Annotated in this window: 16 protein-coding genes; 6 read left to right on the forward strand and 10 right to left on the reverse strand. The window is 66.7% G+C overall.

Translation table 11 applies throughout. From position 1 onward, the window contains the following. Window positions 1-51: 51 nt before the first annotated feature. From FQV39_RS05920 to FQV39_RS05965, 10 genes are all read right to left on the reverse strand, one after another. The gene (locus tag FQV39_RS05920) at window positions 52-1,017 is read right to left on the reverse strand and encodes a 2-hydroxyacid dehydrogenase (RefSeq protein WP_149129442.1); all 966 of its coding nucleotides are present in this window, start codon (window positions 1,015-1,017) and stop codon (window positions 52-54) included. A gap of 83 nt (window positions 1,018-1,100) precedes the next feature. Beyond that, window positions 1,101-1,778, reverse strand: a complete 678-nt coding sequence (locus FQV39_RS05925; protein ID WP_149129443.1) for an RraA family protein — start codon at window positions 1,776-1,778, stop codon at window positions 1,101-1,103. Between the two features lie 9 nt (window positions 1,779-1,787). Next, window positions 1,788-2,576, reverse strand: coding sequence for an ABC transporter permease (locus FQV39_RS05930; RefSeq protein WP_149129444.1), 789 nt, complete (start codon window positions 2,574-2,576; stop codon window positions 1,788-1,790). Next, window positions 2,573-3,415, reverse strand: a complete 843-nt coding sequence (locus FQV39_RS05935) for an ABC transporter permease (protein WP_149129445.1) — start codon at window positions 3,413-3,415, stop codon at window positions 2,573-2,575. Before FQV39_RS05935 ends, FQV39_RS05930 begins: the two co-directional genes overlap by 4 nt. After that, window positions 3,412-4,461, reverse strand: a complete 1,050-nt coding sequence (locus tag FQV39_RS05940; protein WP_149129446.1) for an ABC transporter ATP-binding protein — start codon at window positions 4,459-4,461, stop codon at window positions 3,412-3,414. Before FQV39_RS05940 ends, FQV39_RS05935 begins: the two co-directional genes overlap by 4 nt. Before the next feature lie 10 nt (window positions 4,462-4,471). Next, complete coding sequence (locus tag FQV39_RS05945; protein ID WP_149129447.1) at window positions 4,472-5,527, reverse strand: extracellular solute-binding protein; 1,056 nt, start codon at window positions 5,525-5,527, stop codon at window positions 4,472-4,474. Between the two features lie 73 nt (window positions 5,528-5,600). Continuing rightward, window positions 5,601-6,425 (reverse strand): creatininase family protein, encoded by an 825-nt coding sequence (locus tag FQV39_RS05950; protein WP_210251175.1) that lies wholly within the window; start codon window positions 6,423-6,425, stop codon window positions 5,601-5,603. A 32-nt stretch (window positions 6,426-6,457) separates the two neighbouring features. Beyond that, window positions 6,458-7,276 carry an ABC transporter permease gene (locus FQV39_RS05955; protein WP_210251176.1) on the reverse strand — a complete coding sequence of 273 codons (819 nt, stop codon included), beginning with the start codon at window positions 7,274-7,276 and terminating at the stop codon, window positions 6,458-6,460. Further along, complete coding sequence (locus FQV39_RS05960; RefSeq protein WP_149129448.1) at window positions 7,273-8,229, reverse strand: ABC transporter permease; 957 nt, start codon at window positions 8,227-8,229, stop codon at window positions 7,273-7,275. The genes FQV39_RS05955 and FQV39_RS05960 overlap by 4 nt, the downstream gene beginning before the upstream one ends. Next, the gene (locus tag FQV39_RS05965; protein ID WP_149129449.1) at window positions 8,226-9,758 is read right to left on the reverse strand and encodes an ABC transporter substrate-binding protein; all 1,533 of its coding nucleotides are present in this window, start codon (window positions 9,756-9,758) and stop codon (window positions 8,226-8,228) included. The genes FQV39_RS05960 and FQV39_RS05965 overlap by 4 nt, the downstream gene beginning before the upstream one ends. A gap of 319 nt (window positions 9,759-10,077) precedes the next feature. Between FQV39_RS05965 and FQV39_RS05970 the strand changes: the two genes are divergently transcribed. The 6 genes from FQV39_RS05970 to FQV39_RS05995 all read left to right on the forward strand — a co-directional run bounded on the left by FQV39_RS05970 (window position 10,078) and on the right by FQV39_RS05995 (window position 16,465). Further along, window positions 10,078-10,746, forward strand: coding sequence for a GntR family transcriptional regulator (locus FQV39_RS05970; protein ID WP_210251177.1), 669 nt, complete (start codon window positions 10,078-10,080; stop codon window positions 10,744-10,746). Window positions 10,747-11,100: 354 nt separating this feature from the next. Continuing rightward, on the forward strand, window positions 11,101-12,027 hold the full coding sequence (locus FQV39_RS05975; RefSeq protein WP_149129450.1) for a dihydrodipicolinate synthase family protein: 927 nt from the start codon (window positions 11,101-11,103) through the stop codon (window positions 12,025-12,027). 4 nt (window positions 12,028-12,031) lie between these two features. Next, window positions 12,032-13,201, forward strand: a complete 1,170-nt coding sequence (locus tag FQV39_RS05980; RefSeq protein ID WP_149129451.1) for a mandelate racemase/muconate lactonizing enzyme family protein — start codon at window positions 12,032-12,034, stop codon at window positions 13,199-13,201. 47 nt (window positions 13,202-13,248) lie between these two features. Further along, on the forward strand, window positions 13,249-14,523 hold the full coding sequence (locus FQV39_RS05985; RefSeq protein ID WP_149129452.1) for an ABC transporter substrate-binding protein: 1,275 nt from the start codon (window positions 13,249-13,251) through the stop codon (window positions 14,521-14,523). A gap of 195 nt (window positions 14,524-14,718) precedes the next feature. Continuing rightward, window positions 14,719-15,624, forward strand: a complete 906-nt coding sequence (locus FQV39_RS05990) for a carbohydrate ABC transporter permease (RefSeq protein ID WP_149129453.1) — start codon at window positions 14,719-14,721, stop codon at window positions 15,622-15,624. Between the two features lie 10 nt (window positions 15,625-15,634). Next, window positions 15,635-16,465 carry a carbohydrate ABC transporter permease gene (locus FQV39_RS05995; protein ID WP_149129454.1) on the forward strand — a complete coding sequence of 277 codons (831 nt, stop codon included), beginning with the start codon at window positions 15,635-15,637 and terminating at the stop codon, window positions 16,463-16,465. The last annotated feature ends 4 nt before the right edge of the window (window positions 16,466-16,469 follow it).

Consider the following 16,469-nt stretch of genomic DNA (forward strand, 5'->3'; position numbering starts at 1 on the left):
GCGACTTCACGTCGCCGGCTTGAGAATATGCGCTGCGAGCGGTTGGCGGTTTCACACCACCAGATCGCGCTCCGGTACGGGCTCGCCGCGCGAAACGCGCGCCATGTTGTCGAACATGCGCTTCACGGTCGGCGCGAAATTATCGGCGGCCATCGCCGCGAGATGCGGCGTCACCACGAGGTTGTCGAGCGTCAGCAACTCACTGTCGGCCGGCAGCGGCTCGACCGAGAACACGTCCATCGCCGCGCCCGCGATCTCCTTCGCCTTCAGCCCTGCGACCAGGTCGGCCTCGTTGACGACGCCGCCGCGCGCGACATTGACCAGCACGGCCGTCTTCTTCATCGCCCGAAGCGCCGCCGCGTCGATCAGGTTGGTCGTCTCCGGCGTCAGCGGGCAATGCAGCGAGACCACATCCGCCTGCGCCAGGATCTCTGGCAACGGTGCGTGCCAGGCACCGAGTGCGGCCTCCATCGCGGCATCGAGCGGCTGGCGCTTGCTGTAGAGGATGGTGCAGCCGAAGCCCTTGAGCAGCTTCGCCAGGCTCTGGCCGATCGCGCCGAAGCCGACGATGCCAACCGTCTTGCCCGAGAGCATGAAGGTGTCGCCCGGCAGCTTGCCGGTGGCCCAATGCCCCTGCTTCAGCTCGGCATGGCCATAGGCGATGAAGCGCAGCGCCGAGAGCGTGAGGCCGAGCGCAAACTCGGCGACGGGCACGGCGTTCGAACCGGTCGTACGCGCCACCGTGATGCCGAGTTCCTTCGCGGCAGCGACATCGATGTTGTCGTAGCCGACGCCCCATTTGTGCAGCAGCTTCAGCTTCTTCGCCGCCTGCAGCACATCGGCCGAGACGCCGACCTGCCCGGAGATCGCGTAATCGGCTTCGGCGATGATCTGCTTCATATGCTCGTCGCCGCGTGCGGTCCCATGGGTCAGCACGAAGCCGGGCGGCAGCAGGGCGCGCAGCCGGTCGGCGCGCTCGGGGCTGGTCATGTCGAGGAGGACGATGGTCTCGGGCATGGAAAGGTCCAGTTGAAGACTTGAGTCAGTGATCGGGCAGGTGTCGCCGGGCGGCGCGGGTATAGGAGTATTCGCGCCGGACATCAGCCCTTCTGTGCCAGCGCGTCGAGGACCATCCTGGTCGCGCCGGAGATGTCTCCGAGCTTTTCGCCGGCCTTCACGCGCGCCTGGTTGCGTTCACCGCGCTCCTGCCGGGCGATGGCCGCATCGGCGATCGCCTCCGCTTCGGCCCGCGGCAGCACCAGTACCCCGGATTCGTCGGCGAGGATGACGTCGCCCGCCTTGACTGGGACATTGCCGCAGGAAATCGGCAGGTTGAGCGTACCGCCGAGATTGTAGAGCCGCGTGGTGATCGGCGACATGCCGCGGCACCACATCGGAAAATCGGAATCCTCGATCTCAGCGAGATCAGTGCAGGGGCCGTCGACGATGCCGCCGACCGCGCCGGCTGCCTTGGCTGCGACAGTGACGCCGCCGCCCCAGCAGGCATGTTTGTCGTCGCCGAGCCGATCGACGACGAGAATGTCTCCGGGGCGCAGCAGGCCGAGCGTATGGTGCAGCAGGGTGGAATCCTGTCCGGGGATCGCCAGCGTCACGGCCGCCGCCGCGATGCGCTTGCCGCGCAGCAGAGGCTGAATGCCGCGGTCCATAAAGCCCCAATGCTGCGAATGGCCGATGGTGGCGGTTTCGACCTTCTGCAGCTTTTCGACCAGCGCCGCCGGCAGCTGCTCCGGCATGGCTTCGATGCGGTAATCTGGCATGGGTCTCTCCTATTTTCCGACGGCGCGGGCGACGCCGACGAGGCGCTCGACCACGAGGACGACGGCGAGCGTGGCAATGATGAGAACGACGGACAGCGCCGCGATGAGCGGATCGGTGCGACCTTCGACATAGCGCACCATCTCGACCGGCAGCGTCGATGCGCGCGGGCCGGCGATGAAGAGCGAGATCACCGTCTCGTCGAAGGAGAGCAGGAAGGACAGGCAGGCGCAGGCGATCAGTCCGGGCATTGCCAGCGGCAGCGTCACCCGCCGCACCACGCGCCAGGGCGTGGCGCCGAGCGTTGCGGCGGCCGCCTCGATATCATCAGGCAGGTTGGCGAGCGCCGTCGTCATCATCCGAATGACGAAGGGCACCGTCACCGTCATGTGGCCCAATACCAGCCCCGGCAGCGTCGCCGTCAGCTTGAGCGGCGAGAAGAACAGCAGCAGGGCGAGGCCGGTGATGAGCGTCGGCAACAGCAGGGGCGCGAGGAAGAAGCCGGTCAATGCATCCTTGCCAGCGAAGCGACCTTTCGCGAGCGCGAGCGCCGCCGGCACGCCGACCGCGAGCGAGAGCAGTGCCACCACCGCCGCGATCCGGACGCTGAGCCAGAGCGCCGCGAGCAGCGGCCCGTTGCCGGCGAGTTGCCGGAACCAGCGCAGCGAATAGCCGGAGGGCGGGAACAGGATGAAATTGTCCGCCGAGAAGGACAGCATCACAACCACGATGATCGGCGCCAGGATCAGCGCATAGACCAGCGCAGCGAAGCCGGAGAGAACGCGGCCGGCCCCGGTCATCGTTGCAGCCTCCGCGCCACGAGGTTCGAGGCCGCGAGCAGGGCGAGGAGCAGCACGAGCGTATAGATCGCCAGGACCGCCGCGACCGGCCAGTTGGTGTTGGTCGTCGCCTGCTCGAAGATCTCGGTCGCCAGCACGAAGACGCGCCCGCCGCCCAGGAGCTTGGGCGTGATGTAGGCCGACATCGAGAGTACGAAGCCCAGCCCCGCCGCGAGCGCGATCGCCGGCAGGCTGAGCGGCAAGGTGACGCGCCGGAAGGTCCGGAACGGCGAGGCGCCGAGGGAGCGGGCTGCCTCCTCCAGCGTGCGATCAAGCCGGCCGAAGCCGGCGAGCAGCGCCAGGATCATGTAGGGCATGATGCTCTCGGCCAGGCCGATGGTAACGCCCGTCCAGTTGAAGACGAGCTTCAGCGGCGACGAGATCAAGCCGAGAGACTGCAGCGTCGTGTTGACGAGACCGCGATCGCCGAGAATGGCGAGCCAGCCGAAGACACGCACCACGCCGGAGACCAGCATCGGCATGATCGCGACCACCGCCAGCAGGCCGCGGAAGCGTGAGTCGGTCCGGAACAGGAAGAGCGAAACGGGATAGGCGAGGCAGAGCGCGATCAGCGTCGAAAGCGTCGAGAGCCAGAGCGAGTTCAGCGTCAGCTCGATGGTGAAGCTGTCGTGCAGGGTGGTACGCCAGGTCTCCAGCGACCAGGCCTCGACCATCGCCCCCGTCGGACCGACCTCGTTGAAGGCGTTGCGGAATAGCCCGAGCGAAGGCCAGACATAAACGACGAGCAGGAACAGCGCCGCCGGGATCAGCAGCAATGGCAAGCGTCGCGAGGCGGTCATGGCACCTCACGCGCAAAGATGCGGTTCTCGCTGCACGGCCAGACGACCGCCACCTCCGCACCTTCCGCAGGCCCTGCCGCTCCCGACGGCATCTCAACGGTGAGCTGCCCGCCGCCGCCTTCGACCAGCACTTCGACATGGTCGCCGACGAAGACGCTGCGCAGCACGCGCCCGGTCAGGCGCGCCATGCCCTCCCCGCTGGGCTCGGAAGCCGGCGCGATCCGCATGCGCTGCGGCCTGACGAAGAGATCGGCATCCGCGGCGGCTTCGAGCGGCAGCGGCTCCCCCCACACAGTCGCCCGCCCCTGCGCGTCGCGCTGGATCGGCAGCACGTTGGCGCGCCCGACGAATTCCGCGACGAAGCGTGTCGCCGGCCGCTCATAGATGTCCTCGGCGCTGCCGATCTGCGCGATGCGGCCACGATGCATCACGGCGATGCGGTCGCACATGGTCAGCGCCTCGACCTGATCATGCGTGACGAACAGCGTGGTGATGCCGAGCGAGCGCTGGATCGAGCGGATCTCGTGCCGCATCGCGTCGCGCAGCTTGGCGTCGAGATTGGACAGGGATTCGTCGAGCAGGAGGACGGAAGGCCGGATCACCAGCGCCCGCGCCAGCGCGACGCGCTGCTGCTGGCCGCCGGACAATTCCTTCGGTCGCCGCTGGCCGAGCCCTGAGAGCCTGACGAGCGCCAGCGCCTCATCGACGCGTTTGGCGATCTCCGGTTTGGCAACGCCCCGCTCCTCCAGCCCGAACGCGATGTTGCGGGCCACCGACAGATGCGGAAACAGCGCATAGGACTGGAAGACATAGCCCATGTTGCGCCGGTGCGGCGGCAACCGGGTGATCTCGTTGCGGTCGAGCGAAATCGCGCCCTGATCGGGCGCGACGAGACCGGCGAGCATGCGCAATGTCGTCGTCTTGCCGCAACCGGAGGGGCCGAGCAGCGCAACGGACTCGCCCTGCTCCACGGACAGCGACACCTCGTCCACGGCGACGGAGCCGCCATAGCGCTTCTGCAGGCCGGACAGTTCGAGATAGCTCATCGCAGACCGTTCAGCGCGCCGCCGCGATGACCTCGCGCCGCCAGCGATTGTTCCACTGGTCGCGCAGCTTCAGGATTTCGTTCCAGTCGACGCCGATCATCCGGGCGCGGTTCTCCGGCGAGGCGGCCGTGCGGGCCAGCGCCTTGGGATCGATCTCGGCCTTGCCATTGGTCGGCGCATAGAACATCCGCTCGGTGAAGGCCTTCTGCGCGGCTTGCGACAATGCATGCGCCACGAAGGCTGCGGCTGCCGCACGGTTCTTCGCGCCGGTGGTCAGGTTGATCGTGTTGACCTGGAAGACCGAGCCCTCCGGCGGGAGCAGCGCGTTGATCTTGCCGCCGGTCTGGTCGGAATAGAGCTGCGCGCGCGCATTCCAGCCGGTCGCCACCTTCGCCACGCCGTTGAGGATCAGCGAATAGCCGTCGGGGTTCGGATCGAAGGTGCTCACGCCCGGTGCGAGCTCCTTGAGCTTCTTCATCGCGGCATCGATGGATTTACGATAATCGCCGCCCTCCATCTTCTCGGTCATGGCCGTCAGCGCCAACCCCTGGATGTTCGGCGGTGCGGCGAGCGCGATCTGGCCCTTGAGATCGGGCCGCCAGAGATCGGCGAGCTTGGCGAGCTGGGGTTTAAGCGCCGCATCCTGCACGATGACGAGATGGTCGAAGGTCACGGCCGGGCCGAATTCGCCGCCGGCAGCGCGCGCCTCCGGCAACAGCTCGTTCAGCACCGGGAATTCGGCGGGCGTCAGCTTCTCGAACAGCCCCTCGATGTTGCCGATGCTGGAGGTGGTGACGTCCATGATCACCACGTCGGTCTGCGGATCGGCTTTCTGGGCCCGCACCGAGCCGACCATCTGGGCCGAGGTGCCGCCGGGCACATAGTTCACCGTCACGCCCGGATGCGCCTTCAGGAACGGCTCGACCACCGCCTTCGTGTAGTTGTCCTGGAAGATGCCGGAATAGGACATCAGCGTGATCGCCCCGCCGAGCGTCTGCGCCCTGAGGATGGCGGGCGCGGCGATGGTTGCCAGTCCAGACTGAACGACGAGACGGCGGGTAATCATCGGAACCTCCTGCTGTGGCACCGCCCCGGCTCGGCGCCGGAGCAGCGGGCTGCGGTGGCGAGCGTGCCGCCGCTCAGGCCGGAACCTTGCCGGCGAAATGCGCGACGAAGCGGGAGACGATCTCGCTCAGCTTCTCGGCGATCTTCGCGCCGGTCTCGGGCGAGCACAGCTTCGGATCGCCCTTGCCGACGCCGTCATGATAGACCTCGTCATATTCGTGCGGCACGCCAACCTCGGCCCCTTCGAAGCTCGCGGTGCCTAGGCCCGTGAACGGCAGATCGAGCACCGGATCGCGCTTCAGCGGCTTGCCCGCCGGCACGAAGTCCGGACGCATCAGCTCCGGGAAGAGATGCAGGCCCAGGCTGGTCAGCGGATCGGCGCCGTGGCCGGAGACCTTGGCCGACATCTCCGCGCCGACGAGCCCCGGCAGGAGGCCGTAGGCGATCCGCCAGAGATAGAGGCTCGGCAGCACGATGCGCTCGCGCTGGTAGAGGTCACGCGCCACCTCGGCGATCGGCCCGACATTGCCGCCATGGCCGTTGATGACGATGAGGCGCGTCAAACCGTTGCGATGCAGCGAGTCGACCATCTCGGCGATCACCGCCGTCAGCGTCGCCTGCGAGATCGCGATGCCGCCGATCATCGGCCCGAACCAGTCGGCGCCACCATAAGGCAGCACCGGCGCGACAAGCGTCCGGACACCGGCCTTGCTCGCCTGGAGCGCGGCGAGTTCCGCGATCTTCTCGGCGAGGAGATAGTCGCCCATCGGGGCGTGAGGCCCCTGGTCCTCGTGGCTGCCCATCGGCAGCAGGATCACCGGGTTGGATTTGAGGAGCTCGCGCGCCTCCCCGCCAGTGATGGTGCCCATATGGACGAGAGGTTCGGTCTTGGCGGCCATGGCGAGGTCCTTCCCTTGATTCCGGTTGGTGTTCAGCGTTCCGCCGTGCGCGGATCGAGGATGTCGCGCAGCGCGTCGCAGAGCAGGTTCATCGCGAGGATGGTCAGCGTCAGCACGGCGCAGGGCCACAGCAGCAGCAGCGGGGCCTGCTCCATGGTCGAGCGCGCGCCGCGGATCATCAGTCCCCAGGAAGGCGCCGGCGGCACGACACCGAGGCCGAGGAAGGAAAGGCCGCTCTCGATCACCACCGCGGCCGCGACCGCCAACGAGAACTGGACGAGCAAGGGCCCGGCGATGTTGGGCAGCACGGTTCGGAACAGCAGATGCGTGGAGCTGGCGCCGAGCGCCCGCGTCGCCTCGACATAGTCGCGCCCCTTCACCGCCAGCACCTCGGCATAGGTCACGCGCGCAAAGCCGGGCAGATAGAGCACCGACAGGACCAGGATCAGCGTCGCGGCCCCGGGGCCGAGCAGCGTCACCACCAGCAGCGCCAGCAGCACCGGCGGGAAGCACATGATGATCTCGACGCTGCGCACCGTCAGGAACGCGCCCCAGCTGCGCGCCCAGCCGCCGATCAGCCCGAGCGTGATGCCGACGAGCCCGGCTGCCAAGGCCGAGGCGAAGGCAACCGAAAGGCTGGTACGCGCGCCCCAGACCAGCCTCGAGAGCACATCGCGGCCGAACTCGTCGCGGCCGAGCCAGGACCCGGCCATCGGCCCGGCGAGCCGGTTGGCGACATCCTGGCGGATCGGATCGGGTAGCGGCAGCAGCGGTGCGGCAAGCGCGATCAGGACGATCAGCGCGACGCAGCCGCCCGGCACAACCAGCTTTGCCAGACCGCGCCGTTTCATGCCGCCTGCACCCGCGGATCGATCGCCGCATGCAGCAGCTCGACGAGAAGATTGATCAGCAGAAAGAGCACCGAGATCGTCAGGATGATGCCGACGACCATCGGGTAGTCGCGCCCTTCGACGGCGCGCAGCAGCGGCGTCGACAGTCCCGGCCAGTTGAAGACGTACTCGACCAGCACGGTGCCGCCGAGCAGCGTGCCCATCTGCAGGCCGAGCACGGTGACGACCGGGTTCAGCGCATTGCGCAGCACATGCACCATCAGCACCCGCCGCGGCGACAGGCCCTTGGCGCGAGCGGTGCGGACATAGTCATGCGCGAGCGCATCAAGCGTGGCTGCCCGCGTCATCCGGAACAGCACGGCGGCGAGGCCCTTGGCGATGGCGATCGCCGGCAGGGTGAGGAGCTTGAGATGCTGCGCCGGGTCCTGCGCGAAGGGCACATAGCCGCCGGCCGGCATCAGCCGCAGCATCTGCGCCAGCACGAGCACCAGCAGCGTGCCGACGACGAAGACAGGTACAGCCAGCAGGAGCGCGGTGATCCACGACGCCACACGATCGAAGGCGCCGCCGCGATGAACCGCGGCGTAGACCCCCGCAGGAACTCCGATCACGACCGCGATCAGCGCTCCCGCCAGGATCAGCTCCAAGGTACGCGGCAGCCTGAGCGCGATCTCCTGCATCACCGGATAGTCGTCGACCAGCGAGTTGCCGAGATCGCCGCGCGCCAGGCCGGAGAGGAAGTTCCCGTATTGCGTGAGCAGAGGCCGATCGAGTCCGAGTTTCTCGCGCAGTTCCGCCACGGAGGCCGGGTCGGGCATCGCGCCCGACGTTGAAAGCAGGAGCTCCGCCGGATCGCCCGGCACCATGTGGAGCGCCAGGAAGACGATCGTCGCCACCACCCAGGCCGTCAGCAAGGTCAGGATCAGTCGCCGTCCGAGCCAGGCCGCGCTCATCCGAAATAAGTCTCCTCGAGCATGTTGCCGGAGGAGTTGGAGAGCGCGCCGGGCAGGTTGGTGAACCCCTGCACGCTCTTGTCCATCCCATAGCCCTGCTGCCGCCAGGCGAGGCCGACCAGCGGCACCTCCTCCAGCGCGGCGCGCTGCATCTCCCTGTAGATCTCGACGCGCTTGGCCTGGTCGAATTCCGCCCTGCCCGCGGCAAGTGCCGCGATGGTGCGTGGCGCCTCCACCTTGAAGGAGCGGCCATGCGAGGGCGAGAGCGAGGTGTCCATCACGACGGTCAAGCCATCCGGGTCGTTGTTGTCGGAGGAGACGCCGTGGATCGCGATGTCGTATTGCCCGCGCGAGCCGCGGCTCACCCGCGTCGACCAGTCCGGCAGCTGCAGCTCCGCCTGGATTCCGATCGCCGCGAGATATTGCTGGACGATCTCGGCGGTGTCCTTGTGCATGCCGAACTGAGCCGTGGCGAGCAGCGTCGTCTGGAAGCCGCTGGCGAAGCCGGCCTCGGCCAGCAAGGCCTTGGCGCGCGCCGGATCGTAGTTCCAGCCATGCGCCAGCTCCTTGTCGTACCAGGGCGTCCCCTCGACGATCGGCACCCCTTCGAGCGGCTTGCCGCGGCCGAAGAAGGCGACCTTGACGATGTCCTCGCGCTTCACCGCATGGGCGACGGCCCGGCGCACGCGCGGATCGTTGAAGGGCGGCTTCGTGCCGTTGAACAGCACATCCATGAAAGGCCCTTCCTGGGTGTCGAGCCTGAGCCGTGGATCGGACTCCACCGCCGCCATCGACTGCCACGGGACGTATTCGATCATGTCGACATCGCCCGACATCAACGCCGCGTTGCGCAGGTTCTCGTCGGCGTAGACGACGAAATTGATGCCTTTGAGCTTCGGGATGCCCGGCTTGTAGAACTTGTCGAAGGCGGCGAGCTCGAGCGAGGTGCCGCGCTCCTGTCCGACGAGACGGAAGGGACCGGCGCCGATCGGCTCGTTCGGGTTCGACTTCCGCCAGATGATGAAGGTGTTGTAGTTGGCGAACCAGCTCGGCAGCGTCGCCTGCGGCCCCTTGGTGACGAAGCGCACGGTCTGCGGATCCGGAATCTCGACCCGCTCCACCAGCTGGAACTGCGCCCGCATGTAGGCGGTCGATTTCTCGCCGGCGATCTGCTCGATCGACCACTTTACGTCATCGGCGGTGACCGGTTCGCCATTGTGGAAGACGCAGCCCTTCCGCAGTTTGAAAACCCAGGCACCTTCCGCGTCACGTGACCAGGATTCGGCCAGCTCGCCGCGCAGCTCGCCCTTGGGATCATAAGCGACGAGGCTGCGGTGGATCAGCATCTTCACCGTGCCCGCCGAGGCACCGGTTGAAACCCATGGCTGCAGATTGGGCGGGAAGGCGGAGAGGCCGTAGCGGATGATGCCGGATGAGCGCTGAGCGCGTGCGGGACGGCTCAGGAAGGGCGACGTCAGGAGCGGAGCGGCAAGACCAGCACCAAGGACGGAACGGCGAGAAACGGTCATCGGCTGATCCTCTGCTGCTATGTCCAATGGTCCGCCGGACTATCCCAGCTCGTGGCCAGGAAAGGGGACGCGTGGCGGAACGGGACGGGTACGAGCAATTGCCGCGCCAGCGTACCCGGCATGCCGGACGGGCCCGAGCTCTCGGTCTGAAATCCGGTTCTGCAGCATCATGAGAGGCAGCACGGTCATCAGGTTCCCCGGCGCGGCTTCGGCGTTGAATCGCAACGAGGCACGCTCTTGATGCACCATGTATACGTGGCGGATTTTTTGTTGTCTACTACCGACCTGCCCTATACCGCGCATGAAGGGGGCGCCGCCGATGACGATGATCGAGCCAGAAGAAGCGGCTGCCTCGCGCAGCAAGCCGACCCGCGAGCGGGTCTACCTCTATGTGCGGGAGCAGATCCTGCGCGGCCGCTTCCCTGGCGGCTCCTTTGTCGAGGAAGAGGAGATTTCCTCGGCGCTCGGTGTTTCGCGCACGCCGGTCCGCGAAGCCTTCCATCGTCTCGAAGCCGAGAGATTCATCGACTTGCTCCCGCGCCGCGGCGCCCTCGTCCGGCAGGTGACGGCCCAGGAACTGCTCGATCTCTACGAAGCCCGGCGCATGATCGAGGGGCACGCGATCAGCCGCATCTGCCGGGAGGAAATTCCACTGCCTGCCGACATGCAGGCGATTCTCGACGAACTCGAACGCATGCCGCAGGACGACTATTTCAACCGGGTCGAGCTGAACCGCCAGTTCCACTTCGTCATGGTCGCTGCCGTCGGAAATATCGTGCTCTCTGAACTCTACCAGTCGCTCGGCGCGCGCCAGCAACGCGTCGCGATGACCGCGATCCATACCGACCCAACCCGCATCGCGCGCATCAGCAAGGAGCATCATGCCCTGATCGCAGCGCTCACCGAATGGGACGAGGAGAAGGCCCTCGCCATTCTGGAGCAGCATCTGCGTCCGATCGTCGGCGTGGTCTCGCGCCTGCCGGATTGAGCCGGACCTTCCGGCGCCCCACCTCCGGACCGAGATTGGACAGCGGGAATCGCCCGGAATCTTCCGCGACGGGGCGGCTCGACGCAAAGTCGACGCGTTTCCGAACTGAGCGATCTTCGACCGCCCAATCGCGCATCTGGAGCACGGCGGGCTGCCCGTTGCCGCAGCCCCCGGCACAGAATCTCGACAATCTACCATCTCTGGGCGCAGCGGAGACGCCTCGACCCAACCGTTCGTTCAAAGGCGACGACGGCGCATCCGCGCGCAAGAACGCATCTGCCTGCTTGACGCTCGGCGCGCAGCGTTCCTATGATCCAAATAAGAAAACATCTGATCCATATATTGGACCAATCGATGAGCATGAACTTGAACGGGATCCTTCCCGTGCTGCCAACCCCCTTTTCGGCCGCCGGGACCATCGATCCGGGCGCGATGGCGAGGATCACCGCCTTCGCGCTCGATGTCGGAGCGACGGGCGTGGTCTTTCCGGGTTTCGCCAGCGAGGTCGACAACCTGACGGCCGAGGAGCGCGAGACCTTGCTGCGCGAGGTCGTGCGGGTCGTCGCGGGCCGTATCCCGGTCGTCGCGGGCGCAAGCGCCCCTTCGGCCGAGGAGGCGGCCGGCCATGCACGCCGGGCTCGCGCACTCGGAATCGCGCATGTGATGATCCAGGCGCCGAAGTCCGTCGGCGTCGACAAGGCGGCCGTGGCAGCGTTCTACCGAGAGATCGCGGAAGCGGTGCCGGGAATCGAGATCGTCCTGCAGAACGCCCCCGCTCCGCGCGGCTCTGATCTGAAGCCCGATGTGCTTCTGGAGATCATCAGCGGCAATTCGGCCATCACCTATCTCAAGGAAGAGACAATCCCCGCCGGCCCAGCGATCTCCGCGATCCTTGCGGATAAGCCAGCCCACCTCAAAGGCGTGATAGGCGGCGGCGGCGCGCGCTACATCATCGACGAATATGTCCGCGGTGCCTGCGGCGCGATGCCCGCAGCCGAGTTCACCGATGTCCATGTGGCGCTCGATCGCGCCTTCCGCAGCGGAGCGGTCGAAGCGGCGCGCGACCTCTACACGCGCACCCTGCCGCTCCTGCTGATCCAGGCCAATCTGCGCATGGCCTTCACCAAATACGTGCTGACCCGGCGGGGCATCCTGACGAACCACATCTGCCGCGCGCCGCTCCCCGCCTTCGACGCGGTCGACCGCTCCGAGATCGATGCCTGGCTCGGACGGGTCGCGGACCTGCTGGTGCCCGCCGCCTCGCTTCAGGCCGCGGAATAGCGCCATGGCGGAGCGTGTCGCCAAGGTCGAGGTCTATACGCTGACGATCCCGCGCGAGACCGTCTATCTCGGCGACCCGCGCCCGGGCGAGAGCGTCAACGAAAAGGGTTACATCGTCCGCAAGGGCAATCGCACCGTCTACCCGACCATGGACCGCACGGTGGTGGTCAGGCTGGAGACGAGCGGCGGCCTCGTCGGCTGGGGCGAGACCTACGGCATCGTCGCGCCCGGCGCCGCCATCGCCATCATCGACGATCTGCTCGGCCCCTATGTCGTCGGCCGCTCGCCGCAGGATGTCGTGGTGATCCACGAGGATCTCTACGACCTGATGCGGGTGCGCGGCTACACGGGCGGCTTCTACCTCGATGCGCTCGCAGCGATCGACATCGCGCTCTGGGACCTCAACGCCCGCCTCGCCGATCGGCCTCTCGTCGCCATGCTCGGCGGCCGGCGGCACGAGCGGCTGCCGGCCTATGTCTCGGGCCTGCCCAAGCGTATGCGGGCGGAACGCGCCGATTTCGCAGCGGAATGGCAGGCAAAGGGCTTCGACAGCTTCAAATTCGCCGCGCCTGTCGCGGATGACGGCAATGTCGCCGAGATCGCGACGCTGCGCGAACGTCTCGGGCCTCAAGCTCGGATCGCCTGCGACATGCATTGGGTTCACACCGCCGAGGAGGCGGTCTCCGCCATCCGGGCGATGGAGCCGCACGGCCTCTGGTTCGCGGAGGCGCCGGTGAAGCCCGAGGATATCGACGGCCTCGCCCATGTCGCCGCCCGGGTCTCGACGCCGATTGCAGCCGGTGAGGAATGGCGCACCGTCTACGATCTGGTGCCGCGGGTGGCACGGCGCGCCTGCGCGATCATCCAGCCGGAGATGGGCCACAAGGGGGTCACCGAATTCATGCGCATCGGGCAGTATGCGCAGGCGCACAACCTCACCGTCATCCCGCACGCGACGATCGGCATGGGCCTGTTCATGGCCGCTAGCCTGCATGCCAGCGCGGCGCTTTCGGCGGTGGCCTGCCACGAATACCAGCACTCGATCTTCGAGCCGAACCGGCGCCTGCTCACCGGTGACATGGATTGCCGCGACGGCTTCTACAGCCTGCCGACCGGGCCGGGCCTCGGCGTCGCGCCCTCCGAGGAGGCGCTTCGCCTGCTTGTGAAACACTGACCGTAACCGCCGGACAACACGGCAGAAATACGAGAGGGAGAGACGTCATGAGGATGCCAGGCTGGAAACGGCTCGCCGCCGTTGGGCTCGTCGCGCTCTGCACAACGACGGCCCTGCCCGCACTCGCCCAGAACAAGGTGCTGAAATTCGTGTCCTGGCAGAAGGACGAGCGCGGCACCGGCGACTGGTGGGGCTCCGTCATCAAGGAGTTCGAAGCAACCCATCCGGGCGTCAAGATCGAATGGACGAAGGTCGAGCGTGGTGCCTTCGCCGACACCATGACGACGCTCTTCGCCGGCGGCCAGCCGCCGGACATCGTCCATCTCGCCTCCTTCGAGTTCCAGAAATTCGCCGACAATGGCTGGCTGGAGCCGCTCGACCCCTACATCAAGAGCGCCAAACTCGACCTGAAGGGCTGGGCCGGCCAGGACACCTGCGGCTGGAACAAGCAGACCGTCTGCGTGATGATGCTCTATTTCGGGTACTTCATGGCCTATAACGAAGAGCTCCTGAAGAAGGAGGGGCTCGAGGTCCCGAAGAACTACGCGGAATTCCTCGCGGCAGCCCGCAAGCTCACCAAGGACATCAACGGCGACGGCATCGTCGACCAGTTCGGCACCGGCCACGAGACCCGCGGCGGCGGCGGCCAGTACATGTCCGAGATGATGAACTATACGCTCGATGCCGGCGCGCGCTGGACCGATGAGAACGGCAAGGTCACGATCGACACGCCGCAGATGGTCGAAGGCCTCACCCGCTGGAAGACCATCGTCAAGGAGAGCCTGACGCCGCGCGATCTCGCCGCCGGCGAGGTCCGGCAGCTCTTCGCCGACGGCAAGATCGCGCTGAAGATGGACGGCCCCTGGCTCTGGCCGATCATCCAGAAGGGGAAGGCCAAGAACCAGATCAAGCTGAGCATGGTGCCGTTCAGCCCGCCGGTCGGCGGCTCCTCGAACGTGCTCGGCATCGCCTCGGAGGTCTCGGCCGAGAACAAGAAGCTCGCCTGGGATTTCATCGCGATCGCCACCTCCGACAAGTTCCAGTCGACCTATGCGACACTCGGCGCTTCGCCTCCGCCCGATCCGCGCGCCGACACCTCCGGCGCGAGCAAGGACACCCCGCATTTCGACCTGCTGGTGAAGGCGACCAAGGCGGCAGCCGACGCGAAGGTGGACCGCATCCCGAAGGGCCTGGAGCTGCAGTTCAACGAGTTCGCCAAGATGGTCATGGAAGAGAGCCAGCGCATGATCATCCAGGATCTGGACCCGAAGGTCGTCGCCGCGACGATGCAGAAGAAGGCCGAGGCGCTGCAGAAGCAGTGACGCTGTTTCCTTCTCCCCTTGCGGGAGAAGGTGGCGCGAAGCGCCGGATGAGGGGTCGCTCCGTCCTGCATCGTAGTGTCCGCCTTGGCGGACGCCAACATCGGCAGCGTCGCGCGACCCCTCACCCCAACCCTCTCCCGCAAGGGGAGAGGGGCTCTGTCGCGGAACGTGCGCCATATCCTGAAAGCCGAACCGATGCCCCGACCCGCCTTCCTCGATCTGGCCCGGCCGAGTCGGCGCCACTGGCTCGGCTACCTCCTGCTGCTGCCGGCGGTGCTGCTGATCGGGCTGATCATCGTCTATCCGCTATTCGTCTCGGTCGACCTCTCCTTCCAGAATGTCGGCATCCCGCGGCTCGACCAGCCGCGGCGTCCGTTCACGACGGCGAACTACGAGCGGCTCTTCACCTCACCGGAGTTCTGGAATGCGAGCTGGATCACCCTGAAGCTTGTGGTGATCGTCAGCTTCTTCTGCTTCCTGCTGGGGCTGGGCACGGCGCTGCTGGTCAACAACCGCTTCAGGGGCCAGTCGCTGGCGCGCCTTCTCGTCGCCCTGCCCTGGGCGGTGCCGGAGGTCGTGGCGGTCGTGATCTTCGCGTGGATCTTCGATTCCTCTTTCGGGCTGATGAACTGGGTCTTCATCAAGCTCGGGCTGATCAACACCACGATCAACTGGTTCTCCTCGCCGGAAGCCGCCTTCGCCGTCGTCTGCGTCACCATGATCTGGAAGGGCTACCCCTTCGTCTCGATCATGATGCTGGCCGGGCTGCAGTCGATCCCGGAGGATTTCTACAATGCGGCGCGCGTCGACGGCGCCAACGCCTGGCAGCGTCTGACCAATATCACATTGCCCTCGCTGATGCCGGTGCTCGGCGTCACGCTGATCCTGGTGATGCTGTGGGTCTTCCGCGATTTCTCGATCATCTACGTCATGACCGGCGGCGGGCCGCTCAAGGCGACGCAGACGCTCTCGATCATGACCTACGAGCAGGCCTTCGGCTTCTTCAAGATGGGCTACGCCTCGGCCGTCGGCGTCGTCACCCTGATCGTCTGCGTGATCGCGAGCCGCCTGCTGATGGGCCGCGCGCCCGAGACCGTGTGAGGAGCGCCCGATGAGAAGAAGCCTCCGCGGCAGTGCGCTGCTCTACACGGGTGTCGTGCTGACCTGCGCCCTCCTCGTCTTCCCGATCTACTGGCTCGTGGTCACGGCGCTGTCGACCCCGGCCGAGCTGCGCGCGCTGCCGCCCACCTTCTGGCCGAGCGCCCCGCGCTGGAACGTCTTCGCCGAAATCGTCCAGCAGCGCCCGATCCTGCTCTGGCTCGGCAACTCCATTCTGGCCGCCGCCGGCGCGGTGACGCTCTCGATGCTCGTCTCCGTGCTCGCCGGCTACAGCCTCTCGCGCTTCAAGCTGCGCGGCGGCCAGTCGCTCGGCCTGTTCATCCTCACCGCCAAGATGTTGCCGGCGACGCTCCTGGTCATTCCGCTCTTCGGCATCTTCCGGATGACCGGGATGATCGGCTCGCTCTGGTCGGTGATCCTCGCCCACGCCACCCTGATCGTGCCCTTCACCACCTGGATGCTGAAGGGCTATTTCGACACCATCCCGCGCGAACTCGAGCAGGCGGCGATGGTCGATGGCTGCTCGCCGCTCGGCGCGATGGTGAGGGTGATCCTTCCGGTCTCGGCGCCGGGCCTGGCCGCGACCGCGCTCTACGGCTTCGTCCTGTCCTGGTCGGACTACGCTTATGCCCGGACCTTCCTGACCAATGCCCAGACCAACTGGACGGCCAATCTCGGGCTGACGACGATGAAGGGCGAGTATGTCTCGAACTGGGCCGACATCTCGGCGGCCTCGCTCGTCGTCGCCCTGCCCGTCCTCCTGATCTATCTCTTCCTCGAACGCTACCTCGTCGGTGGGCTGACCGCCGGCGCGGAGAAGTGAGCGC

The sequence above is a fragment of the Bosea sp. F3-2 genome, from assembly GCF_008253865.1.
Lineage (GTDB): Bacteria > Pseudomonadota > Alphaproteobacteria > Rhizobiales > Beijerinckiaceae > Allobosea.